A 15,871-nucleotide genomic window follows, 5' to 3' on the forward strand; every position below is an offset into this window, starting at 1 on the left:
AATGTCTCCAATTAACCGAAGCGGCCGGTAATGTAGTCTTCTGTTTCTTTGCGCTTAGGCTTAATAAATATTTCGTCTGTCTTGCCGTACTCAATGAGGCTACCTAAGTACATATAAGCAGTGTAATCGGATACGCGAGCAGCTTGTTGCATATTGTGAGTCACGATTGCAATGGTGTACTCATGCTTCAGCTCATTAATCAATTCTTCGATTTTGCCAGTTGAAATAGGATCCAACGCAGAAGTAGGCTCATCCAACAAAATCACGGATGGCTTGACTGCAACGCCTCGGGCAATACACAGACGTTGCTGTTGACCGCCGGAGAGAGATAAGCCACTTTGATTGAGCTTATCTTTAGCCTCGTTCCATAATGCCGCCTTGTTCAATGCCCACTCAACGCGCTCGTCCATTTCAGAGCGAGAAAGCTTTTCATAAAGACGCACACCAAAAGCGATATTTTCATAAATCGACATTGGAAATGGCGTTGGCTTTTGGAAAACCATACCAATACGGGAACGCAGTAAGTTCAAGTCCTGGCCTGGCTCAAGAATGTTCTGACCATAGAAGTTAATCTCACCTTCAGCACGCTGACCTGGATACAGATCGTACATACGATTTAAGGTGCGCAATAAAGTAGATTTGCCACAACCAGAGGGGCCAATAAAGGCGGTCACTTTGCCCTGCTCAATATCTAGATTGATGTCTTTTAGACCTTGGAACGTGCCGTAGTAAAAGTTTAAGTTTCTGACTTCAAGCGCGTTAATAGCTGCCTGTGCTGGTTGTTGATTTGTTGTATCCACTCTACCCCCTTGACTATCGATCTTATTTAAGTCAAACATTGTGTTCATATTGCTCATCATGCTTGTACCTTCTCACGGAATACCACTCGCGCCAAAATATTTAGACCAAGAACAGCAAATGTAATTAACAACGCTGCTGCCCATGCTAAATCAACCCAATTGTCATATGGGCTCATCGCAAATTGGAAAATGACCACCGGCAAATTCGCCATTGGTGCATTCATATTGGTCGAGAAAAATTGGTTGTTTAGCGCTGTAAACAATAAAGGTGCCGTTTCACCACTAACCCTTGCTAATGCAAGCAGGATGCCAGTGATTACGCCACTTTGAGCAGCGCGTAAGGTGATCATAAATGCCACTTTCCACTTTGGTGTCCCAAGAGCATAAGCAGCTTCACGCAAACTACCCGGCACTAAGCGCAACATATTCTCAGTAGTTCGAACCACTACAGGGATTGCAATTAGCGCCAAGGCAATAGTACCTGCCCAACCTGAGAAGTGACGGACCTGAGCCACCACAATTGCATATACGAACAGACCGATCACAATTGAAGGGGCAGAAAGCATGATGTCCGTAACAAAGCGTGTAATAGAAGCAACTTTACTTCTATCGCCATACTCAGAAAGATACAAGCCAGCTAGTACCCCAATCGGCGTACTAATTAAGGTGCAACTCGCCACAATCATGAGACTGCCAACGATGGCGTTGGCTAAGCCGCCACCCTCTGAGCCCGGAGCGGGTGTGCTGTTCAGAAATACACCTAAGTTAATTGATGAGAATCCCTTAATAAATAGAACGCTCAATATCCATAACAAGAAAATCATGCCAAGAGCCATAGCTCCAGTAGAGAGCACTAGGCCAATCTTATTGGCACGCTTACGTCTAGCAAAAATTGCGGGATTGATATTTGAAATGCCGTTCATGTTTTAAGTCCTTGCTTTTTCTCCATATTCATTAACATCCACTTAGCAATCGCTAAAACTACGAATGTAATCATGAATAGAGCGAGACCGAGAGCAAATAAAGAGGAGTAATGTGGGCCAAGTTCAGCCTCTCCAAACTCGTTTGCCAATGTCGATGCAATTGAATTTCCAGGGGCAAACAAAGATGCTGAAAGACGATGGGCATTACCAATCACAAATGTAACGGCCATTGTTTCTCCGAGCGCCCTACCTAATCCCAACATCACGCCACCAATGACACCAGCCTTGGTGTATGGAAGCACAACATTTTTTACGACTTCCCAAGTGGTACAGCCAATTCCGTAAGCCGACTCCTTCAGAACTGGAGGAACGATTTCAAATACATCACGCATTACCGACGCAATAAACGGCAGAATCATCATGGCTAGAATCAAACCGGCACACAAGATACCAATACCGTTAAATGCGCCTGAGAATAAAATTCCCAATCCAGGAATCTGGCCAAGAGTGGCCGCCAAAGCTGGCTGAATATAGTCCCCGAAAAGTGGTGCGAATATAAACAGGCCGAACATTCCATAAATAATCGATGGCACGGCAGCGAGTAGCTCAACTGCAGTACCCAGTGGTCTGCGTAATGGGCCTGGGCATAGCTCAGTTAAGAAAACTGCAATGCCAAAACTCAGCGGAACTGCAATCAATAAAGCTATCAATGAAGTGACTAAGGTGCCATAAATTGCAATTAATCCACCAAATTCACCATTAACAATATCCCACTCTTTTGTAAAAAAGAATCCAATACCAAATTTGTCTAAAGCTGGCCAAGCATTAATAATCAGGGAAATGATGATGCCTACCAGAGCAATCAGCACTGACAGTGCAAAAAATTGTGTAATCCCGTGAAATAAAAAGTCTTGAATTCGCTGTAACTTAGCAATCCTGAGGGCCTGTGGCGTTGGTGCAGAGTGCGACTGAGATGATTCAATCATATTTGAGCTTAATTAAATTAAAAACAGCCCCACCCTCGGTGGAGCTGTTGTGTGAGAAACCAAAAAAATCAGTTCCAAATATTACTTAGTTACAACTTTTGTGAACACATTCTTACGGATGTAGTCCGTAGTGACATCTGGCATTGGAACGTAATCCAACTCTTCAGCCATTTTCTTGCCATCTTTAAATGCAAAGTCAAAGAATTTGATTACTTCAGCTGCATTAGCCTTGTTCTCAGGATTCTTGTAAAGCAAGATGAAAGATGCACCAGTGATTGGCCAAGACTTAGCACCAGAAGCATTGGTAATAAATGTACCCATACCTGGGATCTTTGACCAGTCAGTACCAGCAGCTGCAGCCGCGAAAGTAACATCGTCAGGTTGAACAAATTGACCATCTTTATTCTTCAAAGAAACGCTAGTCATTTTGTTTTTCTTGGCATAGGCATACTCAACGTAACCAATTGCACCCTTAACACGTGATACGTTGGCAGCAACACCTTCGTTACCCTTGCCGCCAACAGAAGAAGCGGCAGGCCACTTAACTGCAGCACCTTCACCAACAGCATCTTTCCAGTTCTGACTTACTTTAGCTAAGTAGTTTGTGAAAATAGCGGTTGTACCAGAGCCATCAGCACGATGAACTACGGTGATTGCCAAGTCAGGCATTTTCATCCCAGGATTATTCAAGACAATACGTTTGTCGTTCCAATTAGTGATAACGCCCTGGAAAATATCAGACAAAGTGTCTGGGGATAACTTGAGTTCGTATGGCTTTACACCTTCTACGTTAATTACTGGAACAACACCACCAATAATTGCTGGGAATTGAACCATGCCGTCTTTTTCTAAATCATCAAATTTCACTGGATTGTCAGTTGCACCGAAATCAACAGTTTTTGCTTTGATTTGCTTGATGCCACCAGATGAACCAATAGACTGATAATTCAAGTTAGAACCAGTTTTAGCTTTGAACGCTTCTGCCCACTTTGCATAAATTGGGTATGGGAATGTTGCACCAGCACCTGTCATATCAACAGCAAATGCAGTTGGAGCAAGCGAAATCGCGCCAATAACGAGCGCTTTTTTCAAGAATAATTTCATTTGAACAGTCCTTATTTAGGGAATTACAAAACAATGCAATAGATGGAAGATACGGACTGTGTATGACGCTTTGATGACATTTCGTCAAAAAAGTATAAATACTTAATAAAATCAGTAGTTTATGAAATTTAACCGTCTAGAAAAAACCCATTATTTTGTGGGTCTTTAGCACTGAGGACGCTTTAGATAATTCGCTTGAGCTTAAGCGCACCATAGACTGCACCACCCGCGATGGACATCACAATCATGACTTCATAAAAGGATCCCCTCAATCCAGGGAGGTCCTCCATATTCATACCCATAATTCCAGATATGAGAGTCATTGGCAAGAAAATGACAGTCATTACAGATAAGACCTGCAAGTTTTTAGCATTGAATTCGGCCACGTGTGCCGCCTGCTCATCTTGTAGGACCTTAGCGCGGTCGTAAAGACTGGATATGTCCTGTACTAGATAGGAAAGTAAATCCAAGTCATCTGTAAGTCGACTTTTATTCTCGTCCGAAAACCAATATGGCAGTCGTTTTAAGAGTCGATGCAAGGCAATGAGCTCTGGAGAAAAATGTCTTCGTAAACGGCTGCACTGTATTCGAATCCTGCCCAAACTTTCATGCTCAGGAAATTCTTTACCCTTGAGTAAGTTTTCCTCAAGAATATCCATATCTCCTGACAAATGAACCAATAGCGTTCTCAACTGTTCAGCTCGCAGGTCCAATAATTCATGAAACAACTCAATGGCTGAGCTTGGATTAATGTGACCGCTTCTAAGGTCATAACGCAGTTTATCGGTGGTTCTTAAGGGGTTATTTCGTAAAGAAATCATTAGCTTAGGCGTAATAATGGCCCAAAGAGTGCCTAAACTTCCATCTACTTGCTCCTCCCCAAACTCTTGATGAAAGTCATTCATCACCATCACCAGGCAATCATCTAGCTTCTCAATGCGCTCCATACGGCTCAAGTTCACGCCTTCTTCAATCATCTCTGTCACACGCTCTGGCACCAAGCTCGTTTTTTCAAGCCAACGTTGTACCTGGGAGTTAGATAGATTTAAGTGAAGCCAAATCGATATGTCTGGGTCTTCAATGGATTGCGCAATTTCAAATAATGGAATCTCATAGCCATTACCAGTTTTGGGCATAGCCCATGCAAATACCACTCCAGCAATTGGGAAGAGATTTAGAGTTGCGTCAGTTTGCATGCGCAAATTGTATGACAAATGAAATCGATCTTTATATGAGGTATGACATCAATTTGTCATATGAATTGGCTAAACAGATTGTTTCGTTTTCATAGTCAGATGTCTTACTCAATGAAATCATTTCTGCTGGGTTTATTACTGCTGCCCACACTCGCGCTCGCTTTTGAGCCATTAAACACAGATGACGCTGGCACAGTTAAGGCTGGCGGCAATCAGATTGAGCAGTACTTTTTCTTCATCAATCGATCTGATGGGCCTCAGTCTGCTGACATTATTACGCCAGGTGAAGAATATGCTGGCAATGCCGATGCGAGAGCCTTTCCATTTACATACACCAGAGGCCTGAGTGAAACTGTTGAAGCCTCTTTTTCGACCACCTATTACAACCAGCCTAGCGGTAACTATTCTCGATTTGCGAACTATGTATTTGCCAGCAAGTGGCGCTTTCACGAGGATACTGAGAATCGGTATGCCTTAGCTATCAAACCGACTATTGTTTTACCGGCAAGCACACAACAGCAAGTTAACGGTCTTGGCTTGGCAGCGCTCAATTATGGCGTTAATTTCATAGCCTCCAAATATTGGGATGAGATCGAAGTCCACGTCAATGCATCCTATATGCGTGCTCCTTACAACACAAACTACAGCATTGGGCATACAGCAGACAATATCCGCACCAATATATTTCTGCTTTCCATCGCGCCGGTATGGTCGGTTTATCAAAACCTCAAATTAGCACTTGATCTAGGAGCAACCACCAATCCACCTACCAACTCTCAAAATTTAAGTTACTACGCCCTAGTTGCCGGCATTTACTCTTTGACTGACAGCCTTGATTTAGGCGTATCTTATATGCGCACCGGCATGAATTATGGTGAAACTTTTGCAGTGCAACAGGCTGGCGCAAGCAGAAGTGAAGTTGGGCTTACCTGGAGATTTTGAGCATCAGTAGCCTATATGTGAAATTGTCATAAACATGGTGGAAACTGAGGCCTATCACCTAGCTTTTTTCATTGGAGCGATCTATGCACTATCAAATCATTCCCCTAGAAATGGGCTCCCTAGTAGAGCGCCAAATCTTTCAACAGGCTAATAAAGAGATCAAGTGCGGAATGGTGTGGAAACTAGGCTCCGTTCTCACAAGTACCAAGCCTAGCTTTGTCAAAAGCTATGATCCGAATATCGGTATTTGCATTGAAGACATACCCGGCGCAAAAATTAGCAAAACTTACGGGGGCGAGAAAGTGATTTACTTTTCGGATACGGTTAACGAGGATGAGCAAGATGAGTTAACAGACATCTTCTACCAAAGTAATAAAAAATACTCTAAGAATTATGTAGATGTATTTCATGATCTTGGTTGGACAGAGGTCAGCTCTGAATCTTATATATTTGGGCAGCTTGAAATTAAGGAGTTAGACAGGACTCCAACTTTGTATAAATAAAAATGCGCCTTATTAAGACAGTCACCTTCAGCATTCTCTTAATTTGCTCTTTTGGAGCTTTAGCTCAACCATCTGAGTCATTTAAGTTCATAGCTCTGGGTGATATGCCCTATAGACTCCCAGATGACTATCTTCGTTACGAGCGACTAATTTCTGAAATCAACCAGAAAAAACCGAGTTTTAGTATCTTTATTGGTGACACGAAATCAGGATCCACCCCTTGTAGTGATGAATACAATCAAAAGGTAAAGAGCTACTTTAATCAATTTATTTCACCATTGATCTACAGCGTTGGGGATAACGAATGGACTGATTGCCATAGACCGCTTGCTGGTTCTTACGATCCAATTGAGCGATTGAATACTCTTAGAAGCGAATTCTTCAATTCCCAAAAGAGTTTTGGTAAACAAAAGATTAGCCTCACTAGACAATCGGATACCAATTCTCGCTATCAGAAGTTTGTTGAAAACGCCTATTGGATAAAGAATCAATTTTTATTTGTGAGCATACATATTCCTGGATCCAACAATAACTTCGAGGCTGATGAGCGATCAAAAGCAGAATATGAGGAGCGCAACCGAGCTAATTTAGAGTGGATAGAAAATGCTTTTGCACTTGCTTCGAGCAAAGGATACCTCGGAATTATCTTTAGTTATCAGGCCGATATGTTTTATACGGCAGCACAGGCAATCAATGCAGATAGCGGTTATCGCGACACATTACATTCTCTCAGTAAGAATGCACAAGAATTCAAAAAACCCATCCTTTTAATTCATGGTGACAGTCATCGACTTATTCTTGATCAACCATTGAAAACAATTAATCAAAAACAGATACTCGAGAATGTTCTACGCTTGCAGATTATGGGTGCCGAGCAGGTGCAAGCAGTCGAAATTCAGGTAGACCCAAAGTCTGAGCAGCCCTTCAGTTTTACCCCTATTTTGCTAAGGCAGAATATGAATCAACCTAAACCGTAAATCCACTTACCCGATTAGGACGGTGCCCTTCTGTTAAATGGCACAAATTGAGCTCATTTCAGCCCATGAAATGTCATGAAACTCACACAAAGGTGTCATATTTCAGCTGTAAAGTATAGAAATACTTATGGGAGATGAAGTGTAATTCTCTCGCCATTGTTTGCGAATAGTTTGTGCTAACAGCCCATAGGTAACCAAATCACTCATGATCTTGAGCTTGCTATGAGTCAAGCATGCTGCCTGCGCAATTCCACTCTGCTCTTATAAAATTAAAGCCACCCGAGGGTGGCTTTTTGGGCAACTACTGTCAAACATATAACAACTACTGTCGAACATATAAATCTTTTCCATTCTTGACGGTCTTCACCACCTGAATATCCTTGATTTCCATGGGATCTACTTTTAATGGATTGCGATCAAGCTGCACCATGTCGGCTAGCTTTCCAGGCGTGAGACTGCCCTTCGTCGCTTCTTCTTTGTACTGATATGCAGTAACAGAAGTAAAACCACGTAGTGCCGTGTATGGATCAATACGCTGATCAGGACCTAAAGTACCGCCTCCATAAGCCTTGCGATTTACAGCCGTCCAAATGGTAAACAAAGCGCTTGGACCTGATGATGGCGTGTCATTATGAAGGCCAAATTGCATACCTTTTGTTTTGACTAAATTGAGTGGCACCATATTGCTAGCTCTCTCATCCCCTAGGATCTTTCTGTATATATCGCCGTACATCCAAATGTGGTTAGGCATAAATTGGGGAAGAATTTTTTGAGCCTTATATTGATCCAGTTGATCATCGCGAACAAAGAAAGAATGTGAAATAACGGATCTACGATCTTCAGTAACGCCTGTTTGTTGTATTGCCTTGGCAATTCCAGTAAGCGTCATATTAATACCAGCATCACCATTGGAATATCCGAAGTACTGAATATTTTTTTCGTAGGCGAGCTTTGCGTATTTGTTCACTAAATCTTGAGAGGCAACAGCCATCCCGCGCCAATTTTTTGGGAATCCTGTGGTATCGATGTAAGGCTTAGTGAAATAAGCCAAACGCAATTGTGGTGCGCCATCTGTTGAAACGAGTATTCCAGCCACTTTAAAACCACCATCGCCCTTGGTATAGATGCCGAAGGGATAATTTTTATTAGTTGCAAGCAATTGATCGACCACATCATACGTAGGCAATGCAATCAGATCTAAGCTAATCACATCGCGATCAACCGCCTGGCGCATATTGCTAAGGTCTTGAATCGTACTTTCATAACTTTGCGCAGTGGTGTATCCATTAGAGGCATAAATCTTTTCTGCTTTGCGATACGTTTCCATGGTTAAGTCACGGGAATACTTACCAAATACCTTTGCTGTGGTATCTAGATTAGGATCCCCAATTAATTCACCAGTAAGTTTTCCAGTTTTTGGATCAACCGGAAGCATGCCTTGTGTAACTTTAGTATTTTTAGTGATTCCCAATTTCTTTAAACCCGCCGTATTGACAATCCCCGTCAGAGTTGAAATGTTATTCACAAATACCGGTTGATCAGGAAACGCTGCATCTAATTGCGCAATCGTTAAAGGGCCATCAGTCAAAAAAGCATCAGCGTACTCCGAACCAATAATCCAACCATTAAATGGTCTGGCCTCTGATTTCAATCGACCTATTAATTCCTGGGTTGTATGAGGCGGCTTAGAAGAAAAATAACCCAGATTAACGCTCAAGGTATTCTGCGCAATCAATGTAAAGTGACCCCAGGCATCGATAAAGCCCGGCAATAAGGTTTGACCTTTCAAGTCATTCATGATGGCATTGCTTCCAGCCTCACTGATGGCGTCTCGCATATTGCCAGCATAGGCAATCTTCTTACCTTTCACCACAACTGCCTCAACATATTGGGGTGTATCACCCTCCATCGTCAGTATGTCGCCATTGAAATATACGCTTGCAGTATCAGCAAATGCGTGGGCAGCAATCAAGATAAGACATGCAGCAAATGTATTTTTTATGAATTTCATGGGTGAACTGGTCTCTATTAAGCCGGAGGATTGGCAGATTCGGTGATGAAACGATCATACCAAAGGGAATTTCTGAGCATGCCAGGTGGTGGGGGATGCTATTTGCTGGCGGAGAGGGAGGGATTCGAACCCTCGGTAGGTTTGACCCTACGCCTGATTTCGAGTCAGGTACATTCGACCACTCTGCCACCTCTCCGAACCGAGGAATCATTATAGCTATCGATATATAAAGCCATGCAGCCGGTATTGCCTTATCGATTGACTGGAAAATATAGAAATGATCCTTTACTATAGATATACATTAATGTATATCTATACAAGGACCAGTGCATGAATATCCAGATTTCAAAGTGGGGCAATAGCTTGGCACTTCGCATTCCAGCATCATTCATTAAAGAAATTCAACTGAAAGATGGCGACAGAGTTGAAGCTACTCTATCAAGCGACGGAGCATTGGTCATCAGACCTCAAAAGCTTGATCGAAAAACCCTGTCCAAAATGGCCAAGGAATTAAGAGGTTCGATGAAAATGGGTACATCAGTAATGGATGAGGTTCGCTCTGGAGCTCGCTACTAATGCTCTATGTTGACACAAGCATATTGGTTGGTTTTTGCACCCACGAAGGAAAAAGTTCCGCCATCCACAAATGGTATGACAACACTAAAGATACAAAACTGATCTCGTCTACTTGGACGTTTACTGAATTTGCTAGCGCCTTAAGCATTAAAGAGAGAACTAGTCAGATTACTTCCAAAGAGAGTAAGAATGCTTGGAAGCTTTTTGAAGCTTTATGTGCTAATGACATTGAATTGCTACCAATAGAAAATAAAGTCTTTTACTCCGCTGGACTTTTGGTATTAGAAAGTGCATCCAAATTACGTTCTGGCGATGCACTTCATCTCGCTACCGCAAAAGCTTTCAAAGCTAAGTCAATCATCACTCTCGATAAAGTACTCGAGAAAAATGCCATACGCTTAAAAATGAAAGTATTAACTATTTAATTAAATGGGCTTTAGGACTTCTAAGCCACCCAAATAAGGTTGCAGTGCTTTCGGAATAGCAATACTGCCATCCACTTGCTGTTTGTTCTCTAGTAGCGCAACCAATGCTCTACCCACAGCAAGACCGGAACCATTTAAGGTGTGCACCAACTCTGGCTTAGCTTGACCCTCTTTAAATCTTGCTTGCATACGTCTTGCTTGGAAGTCGCCCATGCTGGAACATGAGCTGATTTCTCTATAGGCCTTTTGTGAAGGCACCCAAACTTCTAAGTCATACGTCTTGGTGCTACCAAAACCCATATCACCAGTGCAGAGCAATACTTTTCTATATGGCAACTCAAGAAGCTCCAGGATTCTTTCTGCATGCCCCGTTAAATCTTCAAGCGCTTGCATAGAGTCTTCTGGTTTGGTGATTTGCACCAACTCTACTTTGTCAAACTGGTGCTGACGAATCATGCCACGTACGTCACGACCATAACTACCCGCTTCAGAACGGAAGCATGGTGTATGCGCTACAAATTTCATTGGCAAGTTATCAGCGTTAACAATTTCGTCGCGCACTAAATTAGTAACAGGCACTTCCGCAGTTGGTATGAGATAGAAGTTTTCAGTCTTCGCTTCTCCATTGCCATCCTCACCACCCATTTGACGGGGAACTTTAAATAAGTCCTCTTCAAACTTTGGCAACTGGCCAGTACCGCGCATAGAAGCGGCATTAACCATATATGGCGCATAGACCTCTTGATACTCATGCTTAGTGGCATGCGTATCAATCATGAACTGCGCCAAGGCGCGATGCAATCTAGCGATTGGTCCTTTGAGAACTACAAAGCGTGAGCCGCTAATCTTGGCTGCCACTTCAAAGTCTAGGCCCAATGGACCGCCAAGATCTACGTGATCTTTAATCTCAAAATCAAAAATGGGCTCTTCACCCCAACGCTTTACCTCTGTGTTTTCAGTTTCATCTTTACCGGTGGGTACAGATTCATCAGGCAAATTCGGGATGCCCATCAAGAAGTCGGAAATCTCTGCCTGCAGCGTGCTTAATCTGGCTGCACCAGCTTCCATATCGGTATTGACTTGAGCTACTTCAGCCATCTCAGCAGAGGCATCCTCGCCCTTGCCTTTTTTCATACCAATAGCCTTAGACAATTGATTACGTTTGGCTTGCAATTCTTCAGTGCTGGTCTGTAAGGATTTACGCTCGGACTCAAGTGCATTGAATTTATCAACATCCAATTGGAATTTACGAGTAGCTAGGCGCGCAGCAACTGCGGAGATATCTTTACGGAGTAATTGCGGATCAATCATGTGATGCTCTGTGGTTTAGGGTTCTTGGTTTTAGCTCTAGTTTAAGCGTAAGACTTCAGCTCCAGCTGGTGGTGTGAAGGTAAAGCGATTGGCTGGCAAATTAACGTTGAGCTGGATCTTATCCAGAGTCACTAGAACAACACTGCCCAAACCATCGGTTAGCTCCAAAGCTTTAGGCAAGCCATTAACCATGCCAATCGAAATCTTGGTATAGGGCAGGTCATTTTTATCTTTAGCCTTAGGGTCTTTTTTAGGCGTCAAGTTCACCCACTTCATACCCAAGCGCTCTTCACCTTCTATTAAATCAAAGTGTTGATCGAGTGAAGTTTCACCAAAGAGAATGGCTGCAGGCGTAGAGGCCAATGCCTGCCCTGCCGGACGAAATGTCGCCTGATTTAAATCCTTGTCCCACAAGATTAATTGCTTACCGTCAGCAATCAGTTTTTGCTCATACGGTTTTTGGGTTTCCCAAACAAATCGTCCTGGACGTTGAAACACAAAGTGACCTTGCGTTTGGCGTACGACTTTCAAACCTTTGTCTTGTGGTTCGTTGGCCTTAGGTGCTCGCAACTGCTGTTGCACAAAATCCCCTTCAGCAGTTTTAGAGTTGCGCACAAATTGACGTAACTGCTCTGCACCACTATCTGCTTGTGAAAGCGCTGCTCCTGAAAACAGGAGGCTTGCAATTGTCAGAATTGCTGAAATGAGAAATTGAGGCATGGCTACTTACTCTGAAGGGCGATGCAAAATCTCGCGATTGCCGCCATTGCCCATCTTGGATACTAGACCTGCTTTTTCCATATCTTCAAGAAGGCGAGCGGCGCGGTTGTAACCAATGCGCAAATGACGCTGCACTAGTGAGATTGATGGGCGTTTATTTTCTAGGACGATAGCAACGGCTTGATCATAAAGAGGATCTGCTTCGCCACCACTCTCACCAGTTAAGGCATCCACATTAGACTCATCTGCACCTTCGAGCACGCCATCGATGTAATTGGCCTCACCCTTCTCTTTGAGCCACTCGACTACGCGATGCACTTCATCGTCAGATACAAATGCACCATGCACACGTACCGGCAATCCAGTACCTGGCGCCATGTAGAGCATGTCGCCCATACCGAGCAATGCTTCCGCGCCCTGCTGATCCAAAATCGTACGGCTATCGATCTTCGAGCTCACCTGGAAAGAAATACGCGTTGGTACGTTGGCTTTAATCAAACCAGTAATCACATCAACGCTTGGACGCTGTGTAGCAAGAACTAAATGGATGCCAGCTGCACGTGCCTTTTGTGCAATACGTGCGATGAGTTCTTCAATCTTCTTACCAGAGACCATCATCAAGTCAGCCAACTCATCAATCACGATGACTATCACCGGTGCTTTGTAGATTGGCTCTGGATCATCCGGAGTCAAACTAAATGGATTGGTGAGCTTCTCACCTTTTTCTTCTGCTTCCAGAATCTTTTTATTAAAGCCGGCTAAGTTACGCACCCCAAACTTACTCATGAGTTTGTAGCGACGCTCCATCTCATTAACAGCCCAGTTGAGCGCGTTGTAAGCCTGCTTCATATCGGTTACTACCGGGCAGAGCAAATGCGGGATCTTGTCGTAAATTGCCATCTCGAGCATCTTCGGATCAATCATGATCAAGCGTACTTCATCAGGCTTAGCCTTAAAGAGCAGCGACAAGATCATGGCATTGATACCAACAGACTTACCAGCACCAGTAGTACCAGCAACCAAGCAGTGCGGCATCTTTGCTAAGTCAGCCACCATTGGGCTACCAGAAATATCTTTACCCAAAGCAAGGGTCAGTAATGAGTGGTTGTCGTTATATACCTGCGAAGTCAGAATCTCTGACAAGTACACAGACTGACGTGTTGGATTTGGTAATTCCAAAGCCATACAGGTCTTGCCTGGGATGGTTTCTACCACGCGCATACTGACCACACCAAGTGAGCGGGCCAAGTCGCGTGACAAATTCACAATCTGACTACCCTTTACACCAATTGCTGGATCAATCTCATAGCGAGTAACTACTGGACCAGGATAGGCAGCAATCACAGTTACCTGAACATTAAATTCAGCTAACTTGCGCTCGATTAAGCGGGAAGTAAATTCAAGTACATCAGCAGAGATGGTTTCTTTTGCTTCAGGAACGGGATCTAATAATGCGAGTGGCGGCAATTCAGAATCAGGAATATCTACGAACAAAGGCTGTTGCTTCTCACGCTCTACACGCGCACTCTTTGGTATCTCAATCGGAGCTCGAACAATTTGTACAGGCGCAGCCACTTCAACGCGGCCGCGGAACTCTTCCACAAACTCTTCGCGCTCTTCAGCAGCAGCTTCGCCTAACTTGCGATCTTCCTCGCTATCGCGACGTTCGCGAATACGCAGAAAACTCACCTCTAGGAAGCGCCCTACTTTTTCAGCGATATCCAACCAAGAAAAATGCAGAAATAAGGATAAGCCGGCACAAAGCCCAAATAGCAGAACCAAGGTCGCACCAGTAAAGCCGAGGGACATTTGCAAGGGATCGCCAATCAGCTCACCCAAGATGCCACCAGGCGGCCTAGGAAGCTCCCAGGACAATGAATGCATCCGAATAGACTCAAGACCCATACTACAGATTAACGTCAGGCCAAAGCCTAACCAACGCATTAATAAGGAGTCTGGCTTGGCATCTGGATCTGGCGGCAAAGGAATGCTCCAAAGCTCACGCCATCCATTGAGAACGCGGCGCCCAAAGAGAGCTACCCACCAAAAGGCTGAAATCCCGAAGATATACAGCATTAAATCGGCTAAATAAGCGCCAAAACGACCGCCCAAGTTCCTAGGATCCTCGAAACTGGCATGGGACCAGGCTGGATCAGCCTTGGAATAAGTCAGCAGAATGGCAAATAAGCCCAGGCACAGGCCCAGGGAGATGAACCAGCGGGCCTCTAATAAGAGGCGGGGCATCCTGCCCTGCCCGCCATTCTCAGGGGGCTGGGGGCTCAAAGGAGCCTTGGACTTCGGGTATGCGGTTCTTGCCATGTTCTACCGATTGTAATCAAGCAAATCTATAATTTGAATATGACTACAAATACCCCAAAACACTCCAAAGTTCTAATCCTCGGATCTGGCCCCGCCGGCTATACAGCTGCAGTCTATGCTGCCCGTGCCAATTTAAACCCTACCCTCATTACTGGGCTGGCTCAAGGCGGTCAATTAATGACCACTACCGACGTGGAAAACTGGCCAGCCGACGCTGATGGCGTTCAAGGTCCAGAGTTGATGGAGCGTTTTTTAAAGCATGCTGAGCGCTTTAATACTGAAATCATTTTTGATCATATTCATACGGCAGCTCTCAAAGAAAAGCCGATTCGCTTGGTTGGCGATTCTGGAACTTACACCTGTGATGCCTTGATTATTTCTACTGGTGCTTCTGCTCAATATATTGGCTTGCCAAGTGAAGAAGCATTCATGGGTCGTGGTGTTTCTGGTTGCGCAACTTGCGATGGCTTCTTCTATCGCAATCAAGACGTATGCGTAGTAGGCGGCGGTAACACTGCTGTTGAAGAAGCTCTCTACCTCACTGGTATTGCTAAGAAAGTCACAGTGATTCATCGTCGCGACAAATTCCGTGCCGAGCCAATCTTGAACGATCGCTTAATGGCGAAAGTGGCTGAAGGCAAAGTGGAGCTGAAATTGAACGCCACTCTGGATGAAGTGCTTGGCGATGAAAAAGGCGTCACTGGTGTGCGCATTAAGAAACAAGATGGCAGCACTGAAGACATCGCCGTAACTGGCGCCTTTATCGCCATTGGCCACAAGCCGAACACTGAACTCTTTGTTGGTCAGCTCGATATGAACAATGGCTACCTCAAGACCCACTCAGGACTTGAAGGCAATGCTACTGCTACTAATATCCCTGGCGTATTTGCTGCAGGCGACGTACAAGACCACATCTACCGTCAAGCGATTACTAGTGCTGGCACAGGCTGTATGGCTGCATTAGATGCGCAGCGCTACTTAGAAACATTGGAATAAGAATCCAAGTTGTTTCTTTGTAGTTCAGCAAATTAATAAAAAAACGCCTAGCAATGCTAGGCGTTTTTGTTTTAGGAACAAT

The 15,871-nt window shown here is 44.1% G+C and carries 15 protein-coding genes and 1 tRNA gene; 6 read left to right on the forward strand and 10 right to left on the reverse strand.

Annotated features, from left to right (window positions below):
* Positions 1–11: 11 nt before the first annotated feature.
* From pstB to AOC20_RS06295, 5 genes are all read right to left on the reverse strand, one after another.
* Positions 12–857: a phosphate ABC transporter ATP-binding protein PstB gene (pstB, locus tag AOC20_RS06275; protein WP_433915471.1), complete on the reverse strand. Its 846-nt coding sequence runs from the start codon at positions 855–857 to the stop codon at positions 12–14.
* Entirely contained in the window at positions 857–1,723 is an 867-nt protein-coding gene (gene pstA, locus AOC20_RS06280) for a phosphate ABC transporter permease PstA (protein ID WP_215359412.1), read from the reverse strand. Before pstA ends, pstB begins: the two co-directional genes overlap by 1 nt.
* Positions 1,720–2,709 carry a phosphate ABC transporter permease subunit PstC gene (gene pstC, locus AOC20_RS06285; protein ID WP_215359414.1) on the reverse strand — a complete coding sequence of 330 codons (990 nt, stop codon included), beginning with the start codon at positions 2,707–2,709 and terminating at the stop codon, positions 1,720–1,722. Before pstC ends, pstA begins: the two co-directional genes overlap by 4 nt.
* Before the next feature lie 81 nt (positions 2,710–2,790).
* Positions 2,791–3,813, reverse strand: a complete 1,023-nt coding sequence (gene pstS, locus AOC20_RS06290; protein WP_215359416.1) for a phosphate ABC transporter substrate-binding protein PstS — start codon at positions 3,811–3,813, stop codon at positions 2,791–2,793.
* Positions 3,814–3,995: 182 nt separating this feature from the next.
* Positions 3,996–5,009, reverse strand: a complete 1,014-nt coding sequence (locus AOC20_RS06295; RefSeq protein WP_215359418.1) for a CorA family divalent cation transporter — start codon at positions 5,007–5,009, stop codon at positions 3,996–3,998.
* 111 nt (positions 5,010–5,120) lie between these two features.
* On the opposite strand from AOC20_RS06295, the gene AOC20_RS06300 reads away from it, so the two are divergent.
* From AOC20_RS06300 to AOC20_RS06310, 3 genes are all read left to right on the forward strand, one after another.
* Positions 5,121–5,951 carry a hypothetical protein gene (locus AOC20_RS06300; RefSeq protein WP_251373070.1) on the forward strand — a complete coding sequence of 277 codons (831 nt, stop codon included), beginning with the start codon at positions 5,121–5,123 and terminating at the stop codon, positions 5,949–5,951.
* An 83-nt stretch (positions 5,952–6,034) separates the two neighbouring features.
* The gene (locus tag AOC20_RS06305; RefSeq protein ID WP_215359420.1) at positions 6,035–6,454 is read left to right on the forward strand and encodes an MAM33 family protein; all 420 of its coding nucleotides are present in this window, start codon (positions 6,035–6,037) and stop codon (positions 6,452–6,454) included.
* A gap of 104 nt (positions 6,455–6,558) precedes the next feature.
* Positions 6,559–7,431 carry a hypothetical protein gene (locus AOC20_RS06310; protein ID WP_215359422.1) on the forward strand — a complete coding sequence of 291 codons (873 nt, stop codon included), beginning with the start codon at positions 6,559–6,561 and terminating at the stop codon, positions 7,429–7,431.
* A 322-nt stretch (positions 7,432–7,753) separates the two neighbouring features.
* Here the strand turns inward: AOC20_RS06310 and AOC20_RS06315 are convergent, their stop codons facing one another.
* Positions 7,754–9,442, reverse strand: a complete 1,689-nt coding sequence (locus AOC20_RS06315) for an amidohydrolase (protein ID WP_215359424.1) — start codon at positions 9,440–9,442, stop codon at positions 7,754–7,756.
* Positions 9,443–9,548: 106 nt separating this feature from the next.
* Positions 9,549–9,638 (reverse strand) — tRNA-Ser (locus AOC20_RS06320).
* A 134-nt stretch (positions 9,639–9,772) separates the two neighbouring features.
* On the opposite strand from AOC20_RS06320, the gene AOC20_RS06325 reads away from it, so the two are divergent.
* Positions 9,773–10,018, forward strand: coding sequence for an AbrB/MazE/SpoVT family DNA-binding domain-containing protein (locus AOC20_RS06325; RefSeq protein ID WP_215359426.1), 246 nt, complete (start codon positions 9,773–9,775; stop codon positions 10,016–10,018).
* Positions 10,018–10,443, forward strand: a complete 426-nt coding sequence (locus AOC20_RS06330; protein ID WP_215359428.1) for a type II toxin-antitoxin system VapC family toxin — start codon at positions 10,018–10,020, stop codon at positions 10,441–10,443. The genes AOC20_RS06325 and AOC20_RS06330 overlap by 1 nt, the downstream gene beginning before the upstream one ends.
* Here AOC20_RS06330 and serS read toward each other — a convergent pair whose 3' ends face one another.
* From serS to AOC20_RS06345, 3 genes are read right to left on the reverse strand one after another with little or no spacing between them, the layout of a single operon-like run.
* Positions 10,444–11,754, reverse strand: a complete 1,311-nt coding sequence (serS, locus tag AOC20_RS06335) for a serine--tRNA ligase (protein WP_215359430.1) — start codon at positions 11,752–11,754, stop codon at positions 10,444–10,446.
* Between the two features lie 36 nt (positions 11,755–11,790).
* Complete coding sequence (gene lolA, locus AOC20_RS06340) at positions 11,791–12,474, reverse strand: outer membrane lipoprotein periplasmic chaperone LolA (protein WP_215359432.1); 684 nt, start codon at positions 12,472–12,474, stop codon at positions 11,791–11,793.
* A gap of 6 nt (positions 12,475–12,480) precedes the next feature.
* Positions 12,481–14,793, reverse strand: coding sequence for a DNA translocase FtsK (locus AOC20_RS06345; RefSeq protein WP_433915450.1), 2,313 nt, complete (start codon positions 14,791–14,793; stop codon positions 12,481–12,483).
* Positions 14,794–14,832: 39 nt separating this feature from the next.
* Between AOC20_RS06345 and trxB the strand changes: the two genes are divergently transcribed.
* Entirely contained in the window at positions 14,833–15,789 is a 957-nt protein-coding gene (gene trxB, locus AOC20_RS06350) for a thioredoxin-disulfide reductase (protein ID WP_215359434.1), read from the forward strand.
* The last annotated feature ends 82 nt before the right edge of the window (positions 15,790–15,871 follow it).

Source organism: Polynucleobacter ibericus, from assembly GCF_018687955.1.
GTDB classification, from domain to species: Bacteria; Pseudomonadota; Gammaproteobacteria; order Burkholderiales; family Burkholderiaceae; genus Polynucleobacter; species Polynucleobacter ibericus.

What these genes read in the sequence shown, in the direction of transcription:
- pstS (WP_215359416.1), bottom strand. Translation starts at nt 3,813, where the DNA reads ATGAAATTATTCTTGAAAAAAGCGCTCGTTATTGGCGCGATTTCGCTT.
- pstB (WP_433915471.1), bottom strand. Translation starts at nt 857, where the DNA reads ATGAGCAATATGAACACAATGTTTGACTTAAATAAGATCGATAGTCAA.
- AOC20_RS06325 (WP_215359426.1), top strand. Translation starts at nt 9,773, where the DNA reads ATGAATATCCAGATTTCAAAGTGGGGCAATAGCTTGGCACTTCGCATT.
- AOC20_RS06300 (WP_251373070.1), top strand. Translation starts at nt 5,121, where the DNA reads ATGAAATCATTTCTGCTGGGTTTATTACTGCTGCCCACACTCGCGCTC.
- AOC20_RS06330 (WP_215359428.1), top strand. Translation starts at nt 10,018, where the DNA reads ATGCTCTATGTTGACACAAGCATATTGGTTGGTTTTTGCACCCACGAA.
- AOC20_RS06310 (WP_215359422.1), top strand. Translation starts at nt 6,559, where the DNA reads ATGCCCTATAGACTCCCAGATGACTATCTTCGTTACGAGCGACTAATT.
- AOC20_RS06345 (WP_433915450.1), bottom strand. Translation starts at nt 14,793, where the DNA reads ATGGCAAGAACCGCATACCCGAAGTCCAAGGCTCCTTTGAGCCCCCAG.
- AOC20_RS06295 (WP_215359418.1), bottom strand. Translation starts at nt 5,009, where the DNA reads ATGCAAACTGACGCAACTCTAAATCTCTTCCCAATTGCTGGAGTGGTA.
- trxB (WP_215359434.1), top strand. Translation starts at nt 14,833, where the DNA reads ATGACTACAAATACCCCAAAACACTCCAAAGTTCTAATCCTCGGATCT.
- pstC (WP_215359414.1), bottom strand. Translation starts at nt 2,709, where the DNA reads ATGATTGAATCATCTCAGTCGCACTCTGCACCAACGCCACAGGCCCTC.
- AOC20_RS06315 (WP_215359424.1), bottom strand. Translation starts at nt 9,442, where the DNA reads ATGAAATTCATAAAAAATACATTTGCTGCATGTCTTATCTTGATTGCT.
- pstA (WP_215359412.1), bottom strand. Translation starts at nt 1,723, where the DNA reads ATGAACGGCATTTCAAATATCAATCCCGCAATTTTTGCTAGACGTAAG.
- lolA (WP_215359432.1), bottom strand. Translation starts at nt 12,474, where the DNA reads ATGCCTCAATTTCTCATTTCAGCAATTCTGACAATTGCAAGCCTCCTG.
- serS (WP_215359430.1), bottom strand. Translation starts at nt 11,754, where the DNA reads ATGATTGATCCGCAATTACTCCGTAAAGATATCTCCGCAGTTGCTGCG.
- AOC20_RS06305 (WP_215359420.1), top strand. Translation starts at nt 6,035, where the DNA reads ATGCACTATCAAATCATTCCCCTAGAAATGGGCTCCCTAGTAGAGCGC.